This is a genomic window from Nocardioides sp. (assembly GCF_036274455.1).
GTDB lineage: Bacteria > Actinomycetota > Actinomycetes > Propionibacteriales > Nocardioidaceae > Nocardioides.
This window is the reverse complement of sequence record NZ_DASUFR010000063.1, coordinates 1-14,657: the sequence shown is the minus strand read 5'-3', so window position 1 is coordinate 14,657 and position 14,657 is coordinate 1. Positions and strand designations below refer to the sequence as shown.

General features: G+C 71.7%; 17 protein-coding genes. 8 read left to right on the top strand and 9 right to left on the bottom strand.

Annotation, left to right across the window (positions count from 1 at the left end):
• The first annotated feature begins 5 nt into the window (after positions 1-5).
• Positions 6-818 (top strand): aminoglycoside 3'-phosphotransferase, encoded by an 813-nt coding sequence (locus tag VFV89_RS05990; protein WP_329705001.1) that lies wholly within the window; start codon positions 6-8, stop codon positions 816-818.
• Here the strand turns inward: VFV89_RS05990 and VFV89_RS05985 are convergent.
• Positions 808-1,485, bottom strand: a complete 678-nt coding sequence (locus tag VFV89_RS05985) for a hypothetical protein (RefSeq protein ID WP_329705000.1) — start codon at positions 1,483-1,485, stop codon at positions 808-810. The genes VFV89_RS05990 and VFV89_RS05985 overlap by 11 nt on opposite strands.
• A gap of 43 nt (positions 1,486-1,528) precedes the next feature.
• Complete coding sequence (locus tag VFV89_RS05980; protein ID WP_329704999.1) at positions 1,529-2,188, bottom strand: NAD(P)H-dependent oxidoreductase; 660 nt, start codon at positions 2,186-2,188, stop codon at positions 1,529-1,531.
• Between the two features lie 87 nt (positions 2,189-2,275).
• Between VFV89_RS05980 and VFV89_RS05975 the strand changes: the two genes are divergently transcribed.
• The 3 genes from VFV89_RS05975 (at position 2,276) to VFV89_RS05965 (ending at position 4,858) form a co-directional block, all read left to right on the top strand.
• Positions 2,276-2,719, top strand: a complete 444-nt coding sequence (locus tag VFV89_RS05975; RefSeq protein WP_329704998.1) for a MarR family winged helix-turn-helix transcriptional regulator — start codon at positions 2,276-2,278, stop codon at positions 2,717-2,719.
• A 69-nt stretch (positions 2,720-2,788) separates the two neighbouring features.
• A complete protein-coding gene (serA, locus tag VFV89_RS05970) occupies positions 2,789-3,988 on the top strand; it encodes a phosphoglycerate dehydrogenase (protein ID WP_329704997.1) in 1,200 nt (399 codons plus the stop codon).
• A 9-nt stretch (positions 3,989-3,997) separates the two neighbouring features.
• Complete coding sequence (locus VFV89_RS05965; RefSeq protein ID WP_329704996.1) at positions 3,998-4,858, top strand: oxygenase MpaB family protein; 861 nt, start codon at positions 3,998-4,000, stop codon at positions 4,856-4,858.
• Positions 4,859-4,892: 34 nt separating this feature from the next.
• On the opposite strand, the gene VFV89_RS05960 is transcribed toward VFV89_RS05965, so the two are convergent.
• Positions 4,893-5,279 (bottom strand): nuclear transport factor 2 family protein, encoded by a 387-nt coding sequence (locus VFV89_RS05960; protein WP_329704995.1) that lies wholly within the window; start codon positions 5,277-5,279, stop codon positions 4,893-4,895.
• A 70-nt stretch (positions 5,280-5,349) separates the two neighbouring features.
• Between VFV89_RS05960 and VFV89_RS05955 the strand changes: the two genes are divergently transcribed.
• Positions 5,350-5,949, top strand: a complete 600-nt coding sequence (locus VFV89_RS05955; protein ID WP_329704994.1) for a hypothetical protein — start codon at positions 5,350-5,352, stop codon at positions 5,947-5,949.
• Positions 5,950-6,035: 86 nt separating this feature from the next.
• Positions 6,036-6,188: a hypothetical protein gene (locus VFV89_RS05950; RefSeq protein ID WP_329704993.1), complete on the top strand. Its 153-nt coding sequence runs from the start codon at positions 6,036-6,038 to the stop codon at positions 6,186-6,188.
• Positions 6,189-6,496: 308 nt separating this feature from the next.
• Here VFV89_RS05950 and VFV89_RS05945 read toward each other — a convergent pair whose 3' ends face one another.
• The 3 genes from VFV89_RS05945 to VFV89_RS05935 all read right to left on the bottom strand — a co-directional run bounded on the left by VFV89_RS05945 (position 6,497) and on the right by VFV89_RS05935 (position 9,131).
• Entirely contained in the window at positions 6,497-7,900 is a 1,404-nt protein-coding gene (locus VFV89_RS05945; RefSeq protein WP_329704992.1) for an IS1380 family transposase, read from the bottom strand.
• A 281-nt stretch (positions 7,901-8,181) separates the two neighbouring features.
• Positions 8,182-8,442 carry a DUF4031 domain-containing protein gene (locus VFV89_RS05940; RefSeq protein ID WP_329704991.1) on the bottom strand — a complete coding sequence of 87 codons (261 nt, stop codon included), beginning with the start codon at positions 8,440-8,442 and terminating at the stop codon, positions 8,182-8,184.
• Complete coding sequence (locus tag VFV89_RS05935; RefSeq protein ID WP_329704990.1) at positions 8,439-9,131, bottom strand: copper homeostasis protein CutC; 693 nt, start codon at positions 9,129-9,131, stop codon at positions 8,439-8,441. Before VFV89_RS05935 ends, VFV89_RS05940 begins: the two co-directional genes overlap by 4 nt.
• Positions 9,132-9,182: 51 nt before the next feature.
• On the opposite strand from VFV89_RS05935, the gene VFV89_RS05930 reads away from it, so the two are divergent.
• The gene (locus VFV89_RS05930; RefSeq protein ID WP_329704989.1) at positions 9,183-9,527 is read left to right on the top strand and encodes a hypothetical protein; all 345 of its coding nucleotides are present in this window, start codon (positions 9,183-9,185) and stop codon (positions 9,525-9,527) included.
• Positions 9,528-9,686: 159 nt separating this feature from the next.
• Here the strand turns inward: VFV89_RS05930 and VFV89_RS05925 are convergent, their stop codons facing one another.
• The 3 genes from VFV89_RS05925 to VFV89_RS05915 form a co-directional block, all read right to left on the bottom strand.
• Entirely contained in the window at positions 9,687-10,406 is a 720-nt protein-coding gene (locus VFV89_RS05925; protein WP_329704988.1) for a GntR family transcriptional regulator, read from the bottom strand.
• 158 nt (positions 10,407-10,564) lie between these two features.
• Positions 10,565-13,120, bottom strand: coding sequence for an ABC transporter permease (locus tag VFV89_RS05920; protein ID WP_329704987.1), 2,556 nt, complete (start codon positions 13,118-13,120; stop codon positions 10,565-10,567).
• 2 nt (positions 13,121-13,122) lie between these two features.
• Positions 13,123-13,884: an ABC transporter ATP-binding protein gene (locus VFV89_RS05915; RefSeq protein ID WP_329704986.1), complete on the bottom strand. Its 762-nt coding sequence runs from the start codon at positions 13,882-13,884 to the stop codon at positions 13,123-13,125.
• A 104-nt stretch (positions 13,885-13,988) separates the two neighbouring features.
• On the opposite strand from VFV89_RS05915, the gene VFV89_RS05910 reads away from it, so the two are divergent.
• Complete coding sequence (locus VFV89_RS05910; protein WP_329704985.1) at positions 13,989-14,615, top strand: alpha-ketoglutarate-dependent dioxygenase AlkB; 627 nt, start codon at positions 13,989-13,991, stop codon at positions 14,613-14,615.
• The last annotated feature ends 42 nt before the right edge of the window (positions 14,616-14,657 follow it).

Here is a 14,657-nt window from a genome sequence, read left to right as displayed (position 1 = left end):
CCCGGGTGTCGGCGAGCCCCTCCTCGATCGTCGCGGAGCTGCTGCCGGCCGCTGCCGGCGAGTGGGAGCCCGTCACCGGCGGTGCGTCGGGTGCCTGGGTGTTCCACGACCCGGCTCGGCGGCGGTACGCCAAGGTCGTCCCTTCCGAACGGGTCGCCGACCTGGCGGCCGAGCGCGACCGCACCGGGTGGCTCGACGAGACGGACCTTCCCAGCGCGTCGGTGCTGGACTGGCGCGAGACCGGGCTCGGCGCGGTGCTCGTCACCCGCGCAGTGCCGGGCGTGTCCGCGAGCGAGCTCGATGCGGCCTCCCTCCGGCGGGCGTGGCCGTCGATCGCATCCGTGGTCCGGGACCTGCACCACCTGGCGGTTGACCGATGCCCGTTCGACCGCACGCTGGCGCAGATGATGCCGCTCGCGCGCGCCACGGTGGCGGAGGACCGGGTCGTGACGGAGTTCCTCCCCCAGGAGCTGCAGCGCACGCCGCCGCGGATGGTCCTGGACCGGGTCGAGGCGGAGCTGGCGACCCGCGTCGCCCAGGAGCGCGCCGGCCTGGTGGTCTGCCACGGCGACCTGACCCTGCCGAACGTCCTGGTCGACTCCGGCACCGGCCGGGTCACCGGGCTCATCGACCTGGGCCGCCTCGGAGCTGCCGATCCGCACGGCGACCTCGCCCTGCTGCTCTCCGAGGCCCGCCGGACGTGGGCCGACGAGGCGATGGCGCGCCGGGCCGAGCGGGAGTTCGCCGAGATCTACGGGACCGAGCCAGATCCGGAGCTCCTGGACTTCTACCTGCGCCTGGACCCGCTCACCTGGTAGCGACCGGCGGAGCCACGACGTCGTCGTCGACCGCGAGGATCTCGTTCTCGACGAACCAGTCCCGGTCCCGCACCTCAGGTGCGCGCAGCGAGACGAGCACGCCGGTCTGCACGTCCAGCCCCACGACGTGCTCGACGCCTTGCGTCGCACCGCCGAGGAGCAGGTCGCAGCAGTCGGGGCAGCGCGCCTCGTACCCCTCCAGGGCTCGCACCGATGCCCACCAGGTCTCCCGTCCCAGTCGGTCGTCGGCGTGCAGGTCGGTGATCGCCACATGGTGGCTCAGCTCCTCCGGGTCGAGCATCGCGACCCACAGGTAGGAGTTGAACATCGGGTCGTCGTACTGCACGGCCCAGTCCTGCGGCCGTCGGTCCACCAGCCCGTCGGGGCGGTACGACGGCGCGACGTCCATCGCCCAGCGCTGGACCGGTGGGGGTGGCGGGACGAAGTCCGGGTCGGTGGAGAACCACGTCGTGGCCGGGGTCCGCAGCGAGTCCTGGACCACCAGGTCGTCGAGCCCCGGAGCCCGGGCCAGCATCCAGCCCGGCCGCACGATCCACGCCTCCACGCCCTCGGTCCAGGCATCGGACCGATGCCGGAGGTGCAGCGAGCGCCAGCGCCACGGCGAGCTGCGCGCCAGGGCGTGGAAGGCGTCGACGGTCAGGTACACCGCGCGAGCGTAGGGGTGGCCGGCCCAGCCCGGCACCGCGTTTTCAGCCCGCCAGCCGGGCCTCCCCGGTGGGGAGCAGGAATCCTCGGGCCACCTCGGCGGCCCGGCTGTGGGCGGCGCGGCGCCCGGGCTCCGGGTCGGCGGTGGCGAGGTTGGGGCGGAACGCGACGCTGCGGATGTCCTCGACGCCGGCCCAGCGCAGCCAGTCCTCGAAGTAGGGCTGCTGGAAGTCGCTGCCGAAGCCCGGGCCGCGGCCGGGGCCGTAGACGGCACCGGTGTAGATGACCGCCGCCCGCTTGTCCTGCAGCAGTCCGGTGTAGCCGCTCTCGGGGTCGAAGCCGAAGACCATGCCGGGCTGGCTGACCACGTCGATGAACTGCTTGAGGATGTAGGGCACCGACGCGTTCCACATCGGCACCGTGAACAGGTAGTGGTCGACGGAGTCGAAGCGCTCGAAGGCCTCGCGCGCGGCGCGCCAGGCGACGGCCTCGTCGCCCTCGGGGTCGGCGCCACCGAAGATCGCCATCTTGGCGGCCGCCGCGGGCGGGCCGAACTCCGGCAGCGTGCCGTCCCAGAGGTCCCAGTGCTCGACCTCGACGTGGGGGGGGGCGGCGCGCAGCTCGTCGAGGAACGTCGCGGCGATGGCGAGTGACTCCGAGCGCTGGCCGCGCGGCGAGGCGGAGATGTGCAGCAGGGTGGTCATGGCAGGTCCCTTCCGGGCAGTTATGTGCTTGTGCACATAGTTGTATCAGAGTGTGTGCGCACGCACAAGACTTGATATGCTCCATCCGTGACACCAGACCTGTCCGACACGTGGGGTGCGCTGCTCAAGGTCCATGCGGCCCTGGTGCCGCGCCTGGACCGCGAGCTGCAGGACGCGCACGGGCTCCCGCTGACCTGGTACGACGTGCTGCTCGAGCTCAACTCGGCGCCGGAGCGGCGCCTCACCATGGGCCAGCTCGGCTCGGTCGCAGCGGTGAGCCGCACGCGGGTCAGCAGGGTCGTCGACGAGCTCGTGCGGGCCGGGCTCGTGGCTCGGGAGCCGAACCCGGACGACGGTCGCTCGGCGTTCGCGGCCCTCACCCCTGCCGGTCGAGCGGTGCTGCGCAAGGCGGCACCGACCTACCTCGCCGCGGTGCAGCGCGAGTTCGCCGACCACCTCACGACGCGCGAGGCAGAGGTCCTGGCCGGAGCGCTGCGAAAGGTGCTCGACGCAGACGCCCGGCGGCGGTGACCCACCGCGAGCCGTCCACGGGAGCGTGAGGTTTTCGGGACCTCGTCCGGCCGCTCATACGCTTGACGCGTGAAGGTCCTCCTCCTCGAGAACGTCCACCCGGTCGCCGTCGAGACCCTCGAGGCGCACGGCCACGAGGTCGAGCTGCTGACGCGCTCCCTCTCCGAGGACGAGCTGGTCGAGGCGCTGCCCGGGGTCGAGCTGCTCGGCATCCGGTCCAACACCCACGTCACGACGCGGGTCCTCGAGGCGGCCACCGACCTGGTCGCGATCGGCTGCTTCTGCATCGGGACCAACCAGGTCGACCTGGCCGCCGCGGCCCAACGAGGGGTCGCTGTCTTCAACGCGCCGTACTCCAACACCCGCAGCGTCGTCGAGCTCGTCATCGGCGAGATCATCGCGCTGGCCCGGCGGCTGCCGGAGAAGACCCAGCGGATGCACCAGGGCGTCTGGGACAAGTCCGCCAAGGGCAGCCACGAGATCCGCGGCCGGACCCTCGGCATCGTCGGCTACGGCAACATCGGCACCCAGCTCTCCAACCTCGCCGAGGGGCTCGGCCTGCGGGTGATCTTCTACGACACCGCGGACCGGCTCGCGCACGGCAACGCCCGCCGGATGCCGACGCTCGACGCGCTGCTGGCCGAGGCCGACGTGGTGTCGATCCACGTGGACGGGCGGCCCGGGAACGCCGGGCTGTTCGGTGCGGAGCAGTTCGCACGGATGAAGCCGCGCTCGCTGTTCATCAACGCCTCTCGCGGCATGGTGGTCGACGACGTCGCGCTGCGCGAGAACATCGAGTCCGGCCACATCGCCGGCGCGGCGCTCGACGTCTTCCCGGTGGAGCCGAAGGCCCAGGGCGACACCTTCGAGTCGGTGCTGCGCGGCCTCGACAACGTGATCCTCACCCCGCACGTCGGCGGGTCGACCCAGGAGGCGCAGGAGGAGATCGGCTGGTTCGTCGCCGGCAAGCTGGCGCGGTTCGTCGCCGAGGGCAGCACCGCACTCTCGGTGAACCTGCCGGCCGTGCAGCCCCCGCCGCTCGCCGACGGCGTCCGCCTCGCCTACCTGCACGTCAACGTGCCGGGCGTGCTGGCCGAGATCAACGCCTACCTGGCCGAGCAGGGCGCCAACATCTCCGGCCAGTACCTCGCCACCCGAGGTGAGCAGGGGTACGTCGTCACCGACGCCACCGAGGAGATCAGCGAGGCGGCGATGGACAAGCTCCGCTCCTCCGACCAGACGATCTGGTTGCGTGGCTACCCGGCCTAGTCTGGGGGCGTGCTCCCTGTTCCCGACGTGCGCGCGCGCCTGGGCGAGGCGGTGTTCCTGCGAGTAGCCGGGCCTGACGGGCCCCGTCAGCGCGAGCGGATCCACTTCCGGGAGGGGCCTCGCTGGTTCGAGGCCGGCAGCCCGATGACCCGCGTGCACGGCGACGCCGCGATGTTCGTCGGCGGGCTGCGAGCGCTGCTGCTGCAGACCCTGCACCCCGCAGCGATGCGGGCCGTCTCCGAGCACTCCGGCTTCCGCGGTGACGTCTGGGGCCGGCTGCACCGGACCAGCACGTTCCTCGCGGTGACCACGTTCGGCGTCGCTGACGACGCCCAGCAGGCCGTCGACGCCGTCCGGCGGATCCACTCGAGGGTCACCGGGACGATGGACGACGGCACGCCGTACGCCGCCTCGGACCCACACCTGCTCGCCTGGGTGCACGCGGCCGAGGCGGACAGCTTCCTGCGCGCCCACCAGGTCTACGGCCGCCGCCCGCTGGACCGCTCGGAGCGCGACACGTACGTCGCCCAGCTCGCCGAGGTCGGAGCCCGGCTGGGTGTGGTCGACCCGCCGCGCAGCGAAGCCGAGCTCGCCGAGGTGCTGGCGGCGTACCGCCCCGAGCTCCGCGGCACCCCCGAGGCCCGCGACGCCGTCCGCTACGTGCTGCTCAGGCCACCGCTGCCGCTCGCCGCCCGGCCCGCGTACGCCGCACTGGCCGCGGCCGCCGTCGGCCTGATGCCGGCGTGGACCCGGCTGCCGCTGCGGCTGCCCTGGCTGCCGGTCTCCGAGCGCACCGTGGTGCGGGCGGTGGGCGGGCTGGCCACCGGCACGATCCGATGGGCGTTGTCCGAGCCTGCTCCCGTCGGCTGACGGCTTTCGCGAGCGCAGCGAGCGCGCCTCGTGATCACGAGGGTGGCCCGCCGACGACTAGGTCCACGTCCGACCAGTAGGCGCGCATCGAGGTGATCTGACCCTCGTCGTCGAAGGTCATCACGTCGATCGGCGCCAGCGTGTAGGTCTGCTCGCCGGCGTGGGTGCGCAGCTCGAAGAGGAACGCCGCCTGGCCGCCGGCGATGCGCACGCTCAGCACCTCACCGGCCTGCTCGAGCGACTCGAGACCGGAGTAGAAGTCGCGGATCGCCTCGCGGGTCGTGCGCACCCCACTGCCGACCGGGTCCTCGACGGTCGCGCCGTCGGCGAACAGCTCGAGCACCTCGTCGGTGGTCCCGGTCGCCACCCGGGCGACGTACTGCTCGACGACCTCGCGGATCTTCTCCGGACTCGCGGCCATGGCTCTCCCCAGGAAGTAGAACACGTTCTCGTTCTTGTACCGACGGAGCGTAGCGGGTTGGATGGTGCCGATGGACCTCAGTGACAGATGGCCCCTCCCCGACTGCACCGGGGTCCGCGACGAGCTGAGGTCGGCGTACGCCGACCCGAGCCGCGGCTACCACGACGTCCGGCACCTCACCGAGGTCCTCGACCGGCTCGACGAGCTGGCCGCCCACGGCGCCACCTTCGACGCCACGCCGGTGCTGCTCGCGGCGTGGTTCCACGACGCCGTCTACGACGGCGAGCGGGACGCGGAGGAGCGTTCGGCGGCCTGGGCCGAGGACGCCCTGGCCACCGCCGCCCCTCCCGCGGTCGTCGCCGAGGTCGCCCGGTTGGTCCGGCTGACCGAGACCCACCAGCCCGACGACGCCGACGCCAACGGTTGTGCGCTCTCCGACGCCGACCTCGGCATCCTGGCCGCGCCGCGCGCCCGCTACGACGAGTACGTCGTCGCCGTCCGCCGCGAGTACGCCCACCTCGAGGACGCGGTCTTCGACGCGGGCCGGGCCGACGTGCTGCGCGGGCTGGCCGCCAAGCCGCACCTGTTCCACACCGCCTACGCGCGGGAGAAGTGGGAGGCGGCCGCTCGGGCCAACCTCGACCGCGAGCTCGCCGCCCTGGACCGCTGACGTCTCCCCGCCCCGACGCCTTCGGAGAGGGACGCGGGGTTGGAACTGGCGTAGCCTCGACCCACGGGGAGAGGGAGGGCCGCATCATGTGGTGGATCGTGCTGGTCGTCGTGGTCGCAGGGTTGGGCGCGTGGACCGTGGCCCGCCGCTCGGTGAAGGGCGGGCATGCCGACTCGGAGTCGGTCCGCCGCACCCGGGGCAAGGACGAGGGCCGCGGCACCGGTCCCACCTCGATATAGCCGCTAGATGACTGATTCCGAGGGATCGTGCAAGCGAGCGGCGCTCAGCGCCGCGCTGGCAAGGCGCGGGCGCGATGTCGTACCTGGTCGTCCAACGAGCGTCCGCAACGCCGCCAGCGTGGATGCTGAGCGTCGCGTAGCGTGCGAGCCCTTGGAATCAGTCATCTAGCCTCGATGTTTCGTCTGGCTGGCTGGCGAGCGTTGTCGCGGTAGGGCGGGCGGGTCGATGCCTGTAGCGCGCGGCTGGTCGCCGGCGCTGGTGCCGCCGGTTCTCCGGTTCCTGGTCAGGGAATCTGGTGGTGGTGTCGTCAGGTGGTGCGAAGCGTTGTCCAGCCGGTGTCGATGAGCTGGTTCCAGGGCCAGTCCCTGGGGAGGCGTAGTCGTCTTCGGCGGCCGGTGCGCACGATGCGGCCGGCGACGGCGAGGATGCGGAACCGGAGTCGTTTGGGTTCCCACCGTCGGGCGGGTTCGTCGGTGTCGAAGGCCAGGGTCTGCGTCCAGGCGAGTAGGTCGGCGGCGAGTGCGACGACCTCGAGCCAGATCCGGTTCTGTGCGTAGCCGTGGAAGGGCAGGTTCCGCAGTCCGGTGTCCTTCAGGCCGCGGATGCGGTCCTCGCAGCGGGCGCGTTGCCGGTGTCGGACTTCGAGCGCAGCGAGGCTCCAGCCGGGGCCCTTGGTGTTGGTGGTGAAGCAGGTGATACGCCAGCCGTTGTGGTCGGTCAGGCGGAGCTGGGCGCCGGGGTGGGGGCGCTCGCGACGGGCAATGACCCGCATGCCGGGCGGCCAGTCGTCCTTGGTCCCGGTACGGCTGGTGGGCGGCATCCACGCGGTCAACTCAGCGACCTGCGCGCCGTCGCGAGCTTCGCCGTCGCTGTCGAGCGCGGCACGCCAAGCCTGGTCGGGGATCGTCTCGATAGCCGTCTTCACCGCTTCCCTGGCTCCGAACCCAATCGAGTACTGCAATCCCAGGCCGGTGATGTGACGCAGGAACGCCTTGGAGCAGCCGCCGGCATCGGTGCGGACCAGCACCTGGCCGCGTTCGTGCTCGGGGAGCTGGGCCAGGGTGTCGTTGAGCGTGGTGATGTGGTCGGTGCTGTCCCAGGCCGAGGCTCGGCCGGGCCGCAGGTTGAGCACGCCGGTGTCTCCGGTGCCAGCAGCACCGTGATCGATCGAGGAGCACATCGGGTGGAACCCGAAGCCACGCTTGTAGGTCGGCTCGGCTCCTTCCTTCTCAGAATGTGCTCCGACCAAGGTGGCGTCGAGGTCGATGATCACCTGCCCACCCGCCCGCTTGCCGGGAACACCGGCCAGCGGTCGACGCCGTGCCCAGACCGCATCACGCGCCCGAGCACGCGCGTCGCGGATCGCCTCGACCGCGGCATCAGTCGACTCCTCATCGACCGCCAGCGCGGTGAACAGCCGCGACACGGTCGGATCGGAGGCAACCTGCCCGAACAACTCAGGCTGAGCGCGGACTGCCGCGATGTCAGCAAGGCAGTCGCCGCCCAGCGCGACCGCGGTCGCGAGATCGAGCAGCACCTTGCCCGGATCGTGCTGTGCCCGGCTCGCTCGCCACGGCGTCAATGCTTGCCTCAGGCCACCGTCCAGGCCCGCCACTCGAATCGTCTCTTTCAGCAACAGCGCGCCCGAGGAGGAGATCAGCGACTCGCGGACGGGATCGAGAACCAGACTCGGGACACGGCTACGCTTCACCTACGGAGTGCCTTCCGTTGAGGACCTTGAGACTTCAGCAATCCCAAGTTTCCCCAGCCGGACAGGCACTTCCGTGCTTTCGCACCCGGTGTCGCCCAGCAACTCGTGAAATCCCGAGGCTAGATGACTGATTCCGAGGGATCGTGCAAGCGAGCGGCGCTCAGCGCCGCGCTGGCAAGGCGCGGGCGCGATGTCGTACTTGGTCGTCCAACGAGCGTCCGCAACGCCGCCAGCGTGGATGCTGAGCGTCGCGTAGCGTGCGAGCCCTTGGAATCAGTCATCTAGTGCGGCTTGCGCCGGCGCAGCCCCGCAGCGACCAGCCGGCTGACCAGCTCGCGCGAGCTCACCGGCTCGACACCTCGCGCCAGCACCTCGTCGTACCACTCCGCCGGCACGTCGTAGTGGTCCCGGTCGAAGCCACGCTCGGGGATGCCGAGCTCGCGGGCGAACATGTGCAGCTCCGCGTAGGACTCGTCGCTGGCCAGGTGGGACCACATCCGGCCGCGCGATGGGACCGCGGGCGGGTCGATCATCAGCGTCATGTCCGGTCCATCGCGCTGTCGAGGAGCAGCCGCCACGAGCGGGTCAGCGCGGCGTCGACGTAGGCCTTGCGGCTGCCACCGGGCCGAGTCTGCTCGTCGACGTGGAAGGCGCGGACGCCGGCGCGGACCAGCCAGGGCACGTGCTCGGCCAGCAGCCCGCCGCCCGGCATCAGCAGCGCGGCGACGGCCGGGTCGCTGTCCGCGGTGGCGAGGAGGTCGTCGTACCCCTCCGTCATCCCGCGCGGTGAGCCGGCCGAGCGGACGTTGACCAGCCCCGGGAGGCCGAGCAGCGCCCGCCACGAGCGCCTCGGGTCGAGGGTGTCGTCGACCGCGGCATGGAAGGTCCACGGCACGTTCTGCAGGGAGGCTGCCAGGAGGCTGCAGACCTCGATGTCGATCTCGAGGTCGGCGTCGAGGAAGCCGAAGGAGAGTCCGGAGGCCCCGACCGACAGGTAGTCCTCACCCAGCCCGACCAGCCGGGTGAGCTCGCCGCCCGTCGTGGTCCACGAGTCGTTGAGCCGCAGCAGCACGAACACCGGCACCTCGGCGTCGCGGCACACCGCCGAGACCGTCGAGATCTCCGGCGACAGCTCGCCCGGGCCGACCACGTGGAGCCGGTCCGCCCCGCCCTCGAGGGCGCCGGGGACGTCACGCTCGTGCGCGACCGCCACCTCGAGGAGCACGCCCACACCAGCACCTTAGGGGTTGGGAGGTCACCACCCACGGCACAGAATGGGCGGGTGGACACCGTGCCGTTGTTCGACGCGAGAGCCCGAGTGCTCGCCGACCTGGAGGCCCGTCAGCACGCGACCGCCCACGCGGTGTCGCTGCTCGAGGACGCCGTGTCCGCCCGGGAGTGGTGGGCGGACCAGTGGCCCGAGGGGCAGGTGTACGTCGCCGGGCTGGTCGCCCAGGACGTCCAGGACGGGCTGTTCGAGACCGCCGGCCGGTGGCCGCTCTGCCTGACCTGCTCGGGCCCGGAGCACTCGCTCTACATCCAGCCCGACCTCGGTGGTCCCGACCCCGTGTGGGTCTGCGAGGAGACCGGCGACGTCGTCGCCCCGCTCGGCGGCCTCGGAAGTTGACGCCACCGTCCGCAATGGAAGCGGGCGAGCGCAGCGAGCGTTGCTCGCGAAGCGAGCGCGCCCCGCGATCGGCCCCGATGGCCGCGGCGACAGCGAAGCCCGCGAAGCGGAGCGAGCGTCGTCGTGGACTCGGGGCCGAAGCTCGCGGGGGTAGACAGCTCAGTAATCCTGGCCGATCTGCACCCAGAGCGTGTAGCGGTCGGAGCGGAAGACGCTGCGCGAGACCTCGACGACCTTCTCGCCGTTGAGCGCCCGGCGCGAGTGCCGCAGCACGGGGTCGCCGGCGGCGATCTCGAGGTGGGTCGCCTCGTCCGCGTGCGCGACGTCGGCGTTGATCGAGTCCTCGGCCCAGGTGGGTCGCAGGCCGCGCTGGTCGAGCGCGTCGTAGAGCGAGGTCGGCATCCCGGACTGCAGGAACCCGGGGAGCAGCACCTCGTTGAGGAAGGCGTCCTCGATGCACATCGGGGCACTGTCGGCGCGGCGCAGCCGCCGCCAGTGGATGACGGGGTCGCCCTCGGTGATGTTCAGCGCGCGGGCGACGCCCGGGCCGGCCTGCTCGCGGCGGGCCAGGAGCGTCGTGGACTCGGCCAGCATCCCGCGGCGGGCGATCTCCTCGGTGTAGCTGGTGATCGTGCTGGCGGTACGCCGCGGGCGGGCCACGAAGGTGCCCTTGCCGGGGATCCGCTCGAGCAGCCCCTCGACGACCAGTGCGTCCATCGCCTGGCGCACGGTCATCCGCGCCACGCCGAACTGGGCCACGAGCTCACGCTCGGACGGAGCCGGGGAGCCCGGGGACATGCCGGAGACCAGCGAGCGCACGTACTCGCGCACCTGGACGTGCTTGAGAGCGCGCCCGTCCTTCACCAGGACCTCCGTCATGCCAGCCAGACTAGACCGGGGTTGCAGGCCCCGTCCCCGGTTTGCGAGGACCGCCCATGGCCGAACGGCTGGACCTTTCTAGCCCCCTCGGACCACCCGGATGGGCCGGTCGAGCCTCGTGGCCGAGCGCTCCGCGAGGGTCGCGCCGGGCGGCCGGCTCACTCGACGGCGATCGCCCTGAGCACGTCCAGCCTGGCCGCGCGGCGGGCCGGGAAGACCGCGGCCAGCACGCCGATCAGCATGGAGAGCACCAGGAAGAGGACCAGCTGACCGAACGGGATGTCGATCTCCTTCAGCCCCTGGTCGCGCAGGGCGTACATCAGCGTCACCCCGAACACGATCCCGAGCGCCACGCCCAGCACCGCCCCGAGCACCGCGATGACCACCGACTCCAAACGGATCATCAGCCGCAGCTGGCGGCGGCTCACGCCGATCGCGCGCAGCAGGCCGATCTCGCGGGTCCGCTCGATCACCGACAGCGCAAGCGTGTTGACGATCCCGAGGATCGCGATCACCACCGCGAAGACCAGCAGCACGTAGATGATGGCGATGATCCGGTCGATGGGGGCGCGCTGCTCGGCCGCGAACGCCTGCTCGTCCTTCACGGTCACCACCGGCAGGTCCTTCACGACCTCGTCCAGTCGCTCCTGGAGCCCGGTGGCGCCGGGCCTGGCGAAGACGACGACATAGTTGTCCTGGTCCGGGAAGCCGGAGTCGAGCAGGGTCTGCGTCGTGGTCAGTACCGGCGCGAAGATCAGTGGGCTCTCCTCCACGATCGCCGCCACGCGCCAGTGCTTCGGGCCGGTCGGCACCGTGATCGGCAGGGTGTCGCCGACGGAGAGGTCGTGGTCGCGGGCCCAGTCCTTCTCGAGCAGCACCGAGCCGTCGGCGAGGTCGTCGACGCTCCCCGCGACCGTCTTCAGCCCGAACTCGCCGAGGGTGTCCGCAGCGGTTGCCACGACACTCAGCCCGTCGCCGGTGCTGCCGTTGAGGAGCCCGAAGCCGTAGCGCTCGCGCAGCACCCGGTCCACACCGTCGATCTGCTCCATCCGGTCGGTGATCGTGGGTGAGAATCCCTGGCCGAAGGCGCTGCTCACGATGTAGTCGCCGATGAAGTTCTCGCGCACGGCCCGGTCGACCGACGCCTTGGCCGACGAACCGAGGATCGCGACGGTGAACGCCAGGGTGAGCCCGATCATCAGCGCGGAGGCGGTCGCCGTCGTACGCCGCGGGTTGCGCAGAGAGTTCTGCCCGGCGAGCCGGCCCATCGGGCCGAACACGGCCGCGTCCACCGCGCCGGTGGCCCGCAGGAACGGCCGCCCGATCACCGGGCTGGCCGAGGTCACCCCGAGCAGCACCATCAACACCCCGGCGCCGACCCACCAGCCGTTGTGCGGCACCGCGCCGACGAACAGGCCGACCAGGCCCAGCGGCACGCCGACGGCGATCATGACGATGCCGAGCAGGAGGCGGCGGTGCACCGACGACTCGGGCAGCGCGACGTCGTCGCGGAGCGCCTGGACCGGGGCGATCCGTCCGGTCCGGCGGGCGGGCAGCCACGCCGCGACCATGGTGACGCCGATGCCGATGGCGTAGGCCGTGATCGGCGTCCGGGGCGCGAACACGAGCGGTTGGTTGGCGAGGTCGAGCCCGATGGTCGCCACCAGGGCGCGGATCCCCATCGCGAGCAGCACGCCGAGGCCGAGCCCGACCGTCGCGCCGACCACCCCCACGACGAACGCCTCGAGCTGCACCGAGCCGATGACCTGGCGCTTGGACGCCCCGAGCGCGCGCAGGAGGGCCAGCTCCCGGCTTCGTTGGGCCACCAGGATCGAGAAGGTGTTGACGATGATGAAGGTGCTCACGACCAGCGCGATGGCCGCGAAGATCAGCACCATCGTGGTCAGGAAGTCGATCCCGTCCAGCAGCGGGCCGGCGTTCTCCTTCGCCGCGTGGTCGCCGGTGACCGCCTCGAGCCCGGCGGGCAGGACCGCGTTGGCCTCCTTGGTCAGCTCCTCCTGGGAGACGCCGTCCTTCGCGGTGACCCAGAAGGTGTTGTAGGCGTCCTGGCCGTCGAGGAAGAGCTGCTGTGCGGTCGCGGTGTCGAACGCCGCGAATGTCGCGCCGTTGAGGGAGCCACCGTCCCGGAACCCCGCGATGCCGACCAGCGTCGGGTGGATGTCCAGCGTCTTGGCGCTGGTGATGATCGGGACCTGGTCGCCGAGGTGGTAGCCGGCCTTCTCGGCGGCGTCCTTGTCGAGCACCACCTCGTCCGCGCCGTGCGGCTCGTGCCCCTCGAGGATGACCAGGCCCTCGAGGCCGTGCCCCGCGGGCGCGTCGCTCCAGTTGCCGCCGAACGCCGGCGGCCCGGAGCCGCCCACCACCTTGTCCTCGGTGGACAGCACGTAGACGCCCGTCGCGCTCACGATGCCGTCCACCCGGGCCGCTCCGGGCAGCTTCTCGAGCGTCGGCTGGAGCGACGCCGGGACCGTCTGGGTGCTGAAGACACCGCCCTGGTTGGCGACGTCGCTGTTCTCCGGACGCACCACGGAGTCGCCGACCGTGGAGTCGAAGAGCGCGGTGAAGCTGCGCTCGAGCGTGTCGGAGAACATCAGGATCCCGGTCACGAACGCGACGCCGAGCACGATCGCGAACGCGCTCAGCAGTAGCCGGACCCGGCGGGCCAGCAGGCTCTTGAGGGAGGCGCGGATCATGCTCAGACGGGCTCGGGCGACGCGAGGCGGGCCATGGTGTCGAGCACCTGCTCGCGGGTCGGCTCGCGCAGCTCGTCGACCACCCGGCCGTCGGCGAGGAACAGCACGCGGTCGGTGTAGGCCGCCGCGACCGGGTCGTGGGTGACCATCACGACGGTCTGGCGGTGCTCGTCCACGCTGCGACGCAGGAGGTCGAGGACCTCGGCACCGGAGGTCGAGTCGAGGTTCCCGGTCGGCTCGTCGGCGAAGACGATCCTCGGCCGGCTCACCAGGGCCCGGGCCACCGCCACTCGCTGCTGCTGGCCGCCGGAGAGCTCGTGCGGCTTGTGGTCGAGCCGGTCGGCGAGGTTGACCGTGGCGATGACCGCGTCGTACCACGCCCGGTCGGGGCTGCGGCCGGCGATGGCCAGCGGCAGGAGGATGTTCTCCTTCGCGGTCAGGGTCGGGACCAGGTTGTAGGACTGGAAGACGAAGCCGATCTCGTCGCGGCGCAGCCTGGTCAGCGCCTTGTCCTTGAGGACGGTGAGCTCCTGGTCGCCGACCATCACCGAGCCGGAGTCGGCGCTGTCGAGCGCGGCCAGGCAGTGCATGAGCGTGGACTTGCCCGAGCCGCTGGGCCCCATCACGGCGGTGAACTCGCCCGCCATCAGGTCGAGGGTCACGTCGTCGAGAGCGATGACGCGGGTCTCGCCCGCGCCGTAGGTCTTGGTCAGGTTGCGCACCCGCGCAGCCACGGTGCGCTCCATCTCGTCCTGGCCGGGCATGGGGCAATGCTGGCAGCCGGGGTGGAACGGGCTCGATCGGGATGTCCCCCGAACCCACCCCGAGGTGTCGAACGTGTGTTCGACTCCGGCGTACACTGCCCGGCATGGACTTCCAGTCGACCCTCTTCGCCCCGACCGGGCTCGACGACCAGCAGCGCGCCATCGACTTCGCGGCGATGGAGCGGACGCCGCTCTCGCGCGGCGCCTGGGTGGACATCGCCCGCGGCTGGCTGCCCGACCCCGACGACGTCTTCGCGACGCTGGTGCGTGACGTGCCGTGGCGGGCCGAGCGCCGGCAGATGTATGACCGCATCGTCGACGTGCCCCGGCTGGTGCACACCTACATGATCGGCGACGAGCTCCCCCACCGCGGCCTGGCCGAGGCCCGCGACGCGCTGTCCGCGCACTATGCCGACGAGCTCGGCGAGCCGTTCCGGACCGCCGGGTGCTGCTACTACCGCGACGGCCGCGACTCGGTGGCCTGGCACGGCGACACCATCGGCCGCGGCAAGCACACCGACACCATGGTCGCGATCGTGTCGTTCGGTGACCCCCGCCGGTTGGCACTGCGACCCCGCGGCGGCGGCGACTCGATCGCCGTCGAGATGGGCCACGGCGACCTAGTGGTGATGGGCGGCTCCTGCCAGCGCACCTGGGAGCACGCCGTCCCCAAGGTCGCGAGCGCCGGCCCCCGGGTTTCGGTGCAGTTCCGGCCGCTCAACGTGTTCTGATGGCGCGCGTGCCCCTGCCGACCCCCGTGCTGCGGACCGACC

Bases quoted from the DNA above. Each gene is read 5' to 3' on its own strand.
- VFV89_RS05920 (WP_329704987.1), bottom strand. From the start codon at position 13,120: ATGATCCGCGCCTCCCTCAAGAGCCTGCTGGCCCGCCGGGTCCGGCTA.
- VFV89_RS05915 (WP_329704986.1), bottom strand. From the start codon at position 13,884: ATGCCCGGCCAGGACGAGATGGAGCGCACCGTGGCTGCGCGGGTGCGC.
- VFV89_RS05980 (WP_329704999.1), bottom strand. From the start codon at position 2,188: ATGACCACCCTGCTGCACATCTCCGCCTCGCCGCGCGGCCAGCGCTCG.
- VFV89_RS05910 (WP_329704985.1), top strand. From the start codon at position 13,989: ATGGACTTCCAGTCGACCCTCTTCGCCCCGACCGGGCTCGACGACCAG.
- VFV89_RS05925 (WP_329704988.1), bottom strand. From the start codon at position 10,406: ATGACGGAGGTCCTGGTGAAGGACGGGCGCGCTCTCAAGCACGTCCAG.
- VFV89_RS05960 (WP_329704995.1), bottom strand. From the start codon at position 5,279: ATGGCCGCGAGTCCGGAGAAGATCCGCGAGGTCGTCGAGCAGTACGTC.
- VFV89_RS05940 (WP_329704991.1), bottom strand. From the start codon at position 8,442: ATGACGCTGATGATCGACCCGCCCGCGGTCCCATCGCGCGGCCGGATG.
- VFV89_RS05950 (WP_329704993.1), top strand. From the start codon at position 6,036: ATGTGGTGGATCGTGCTGGTCGTCGTGGTCGCAGGGTTGGGCGCGTGG.
- VFV89_RS05955 (WP_329704994.1), top strand. From the start codon at position 5,350: ATGGACCTCAGTGACAGATGGCCCCTCCCCGACTGCACCGGGGTCCGC.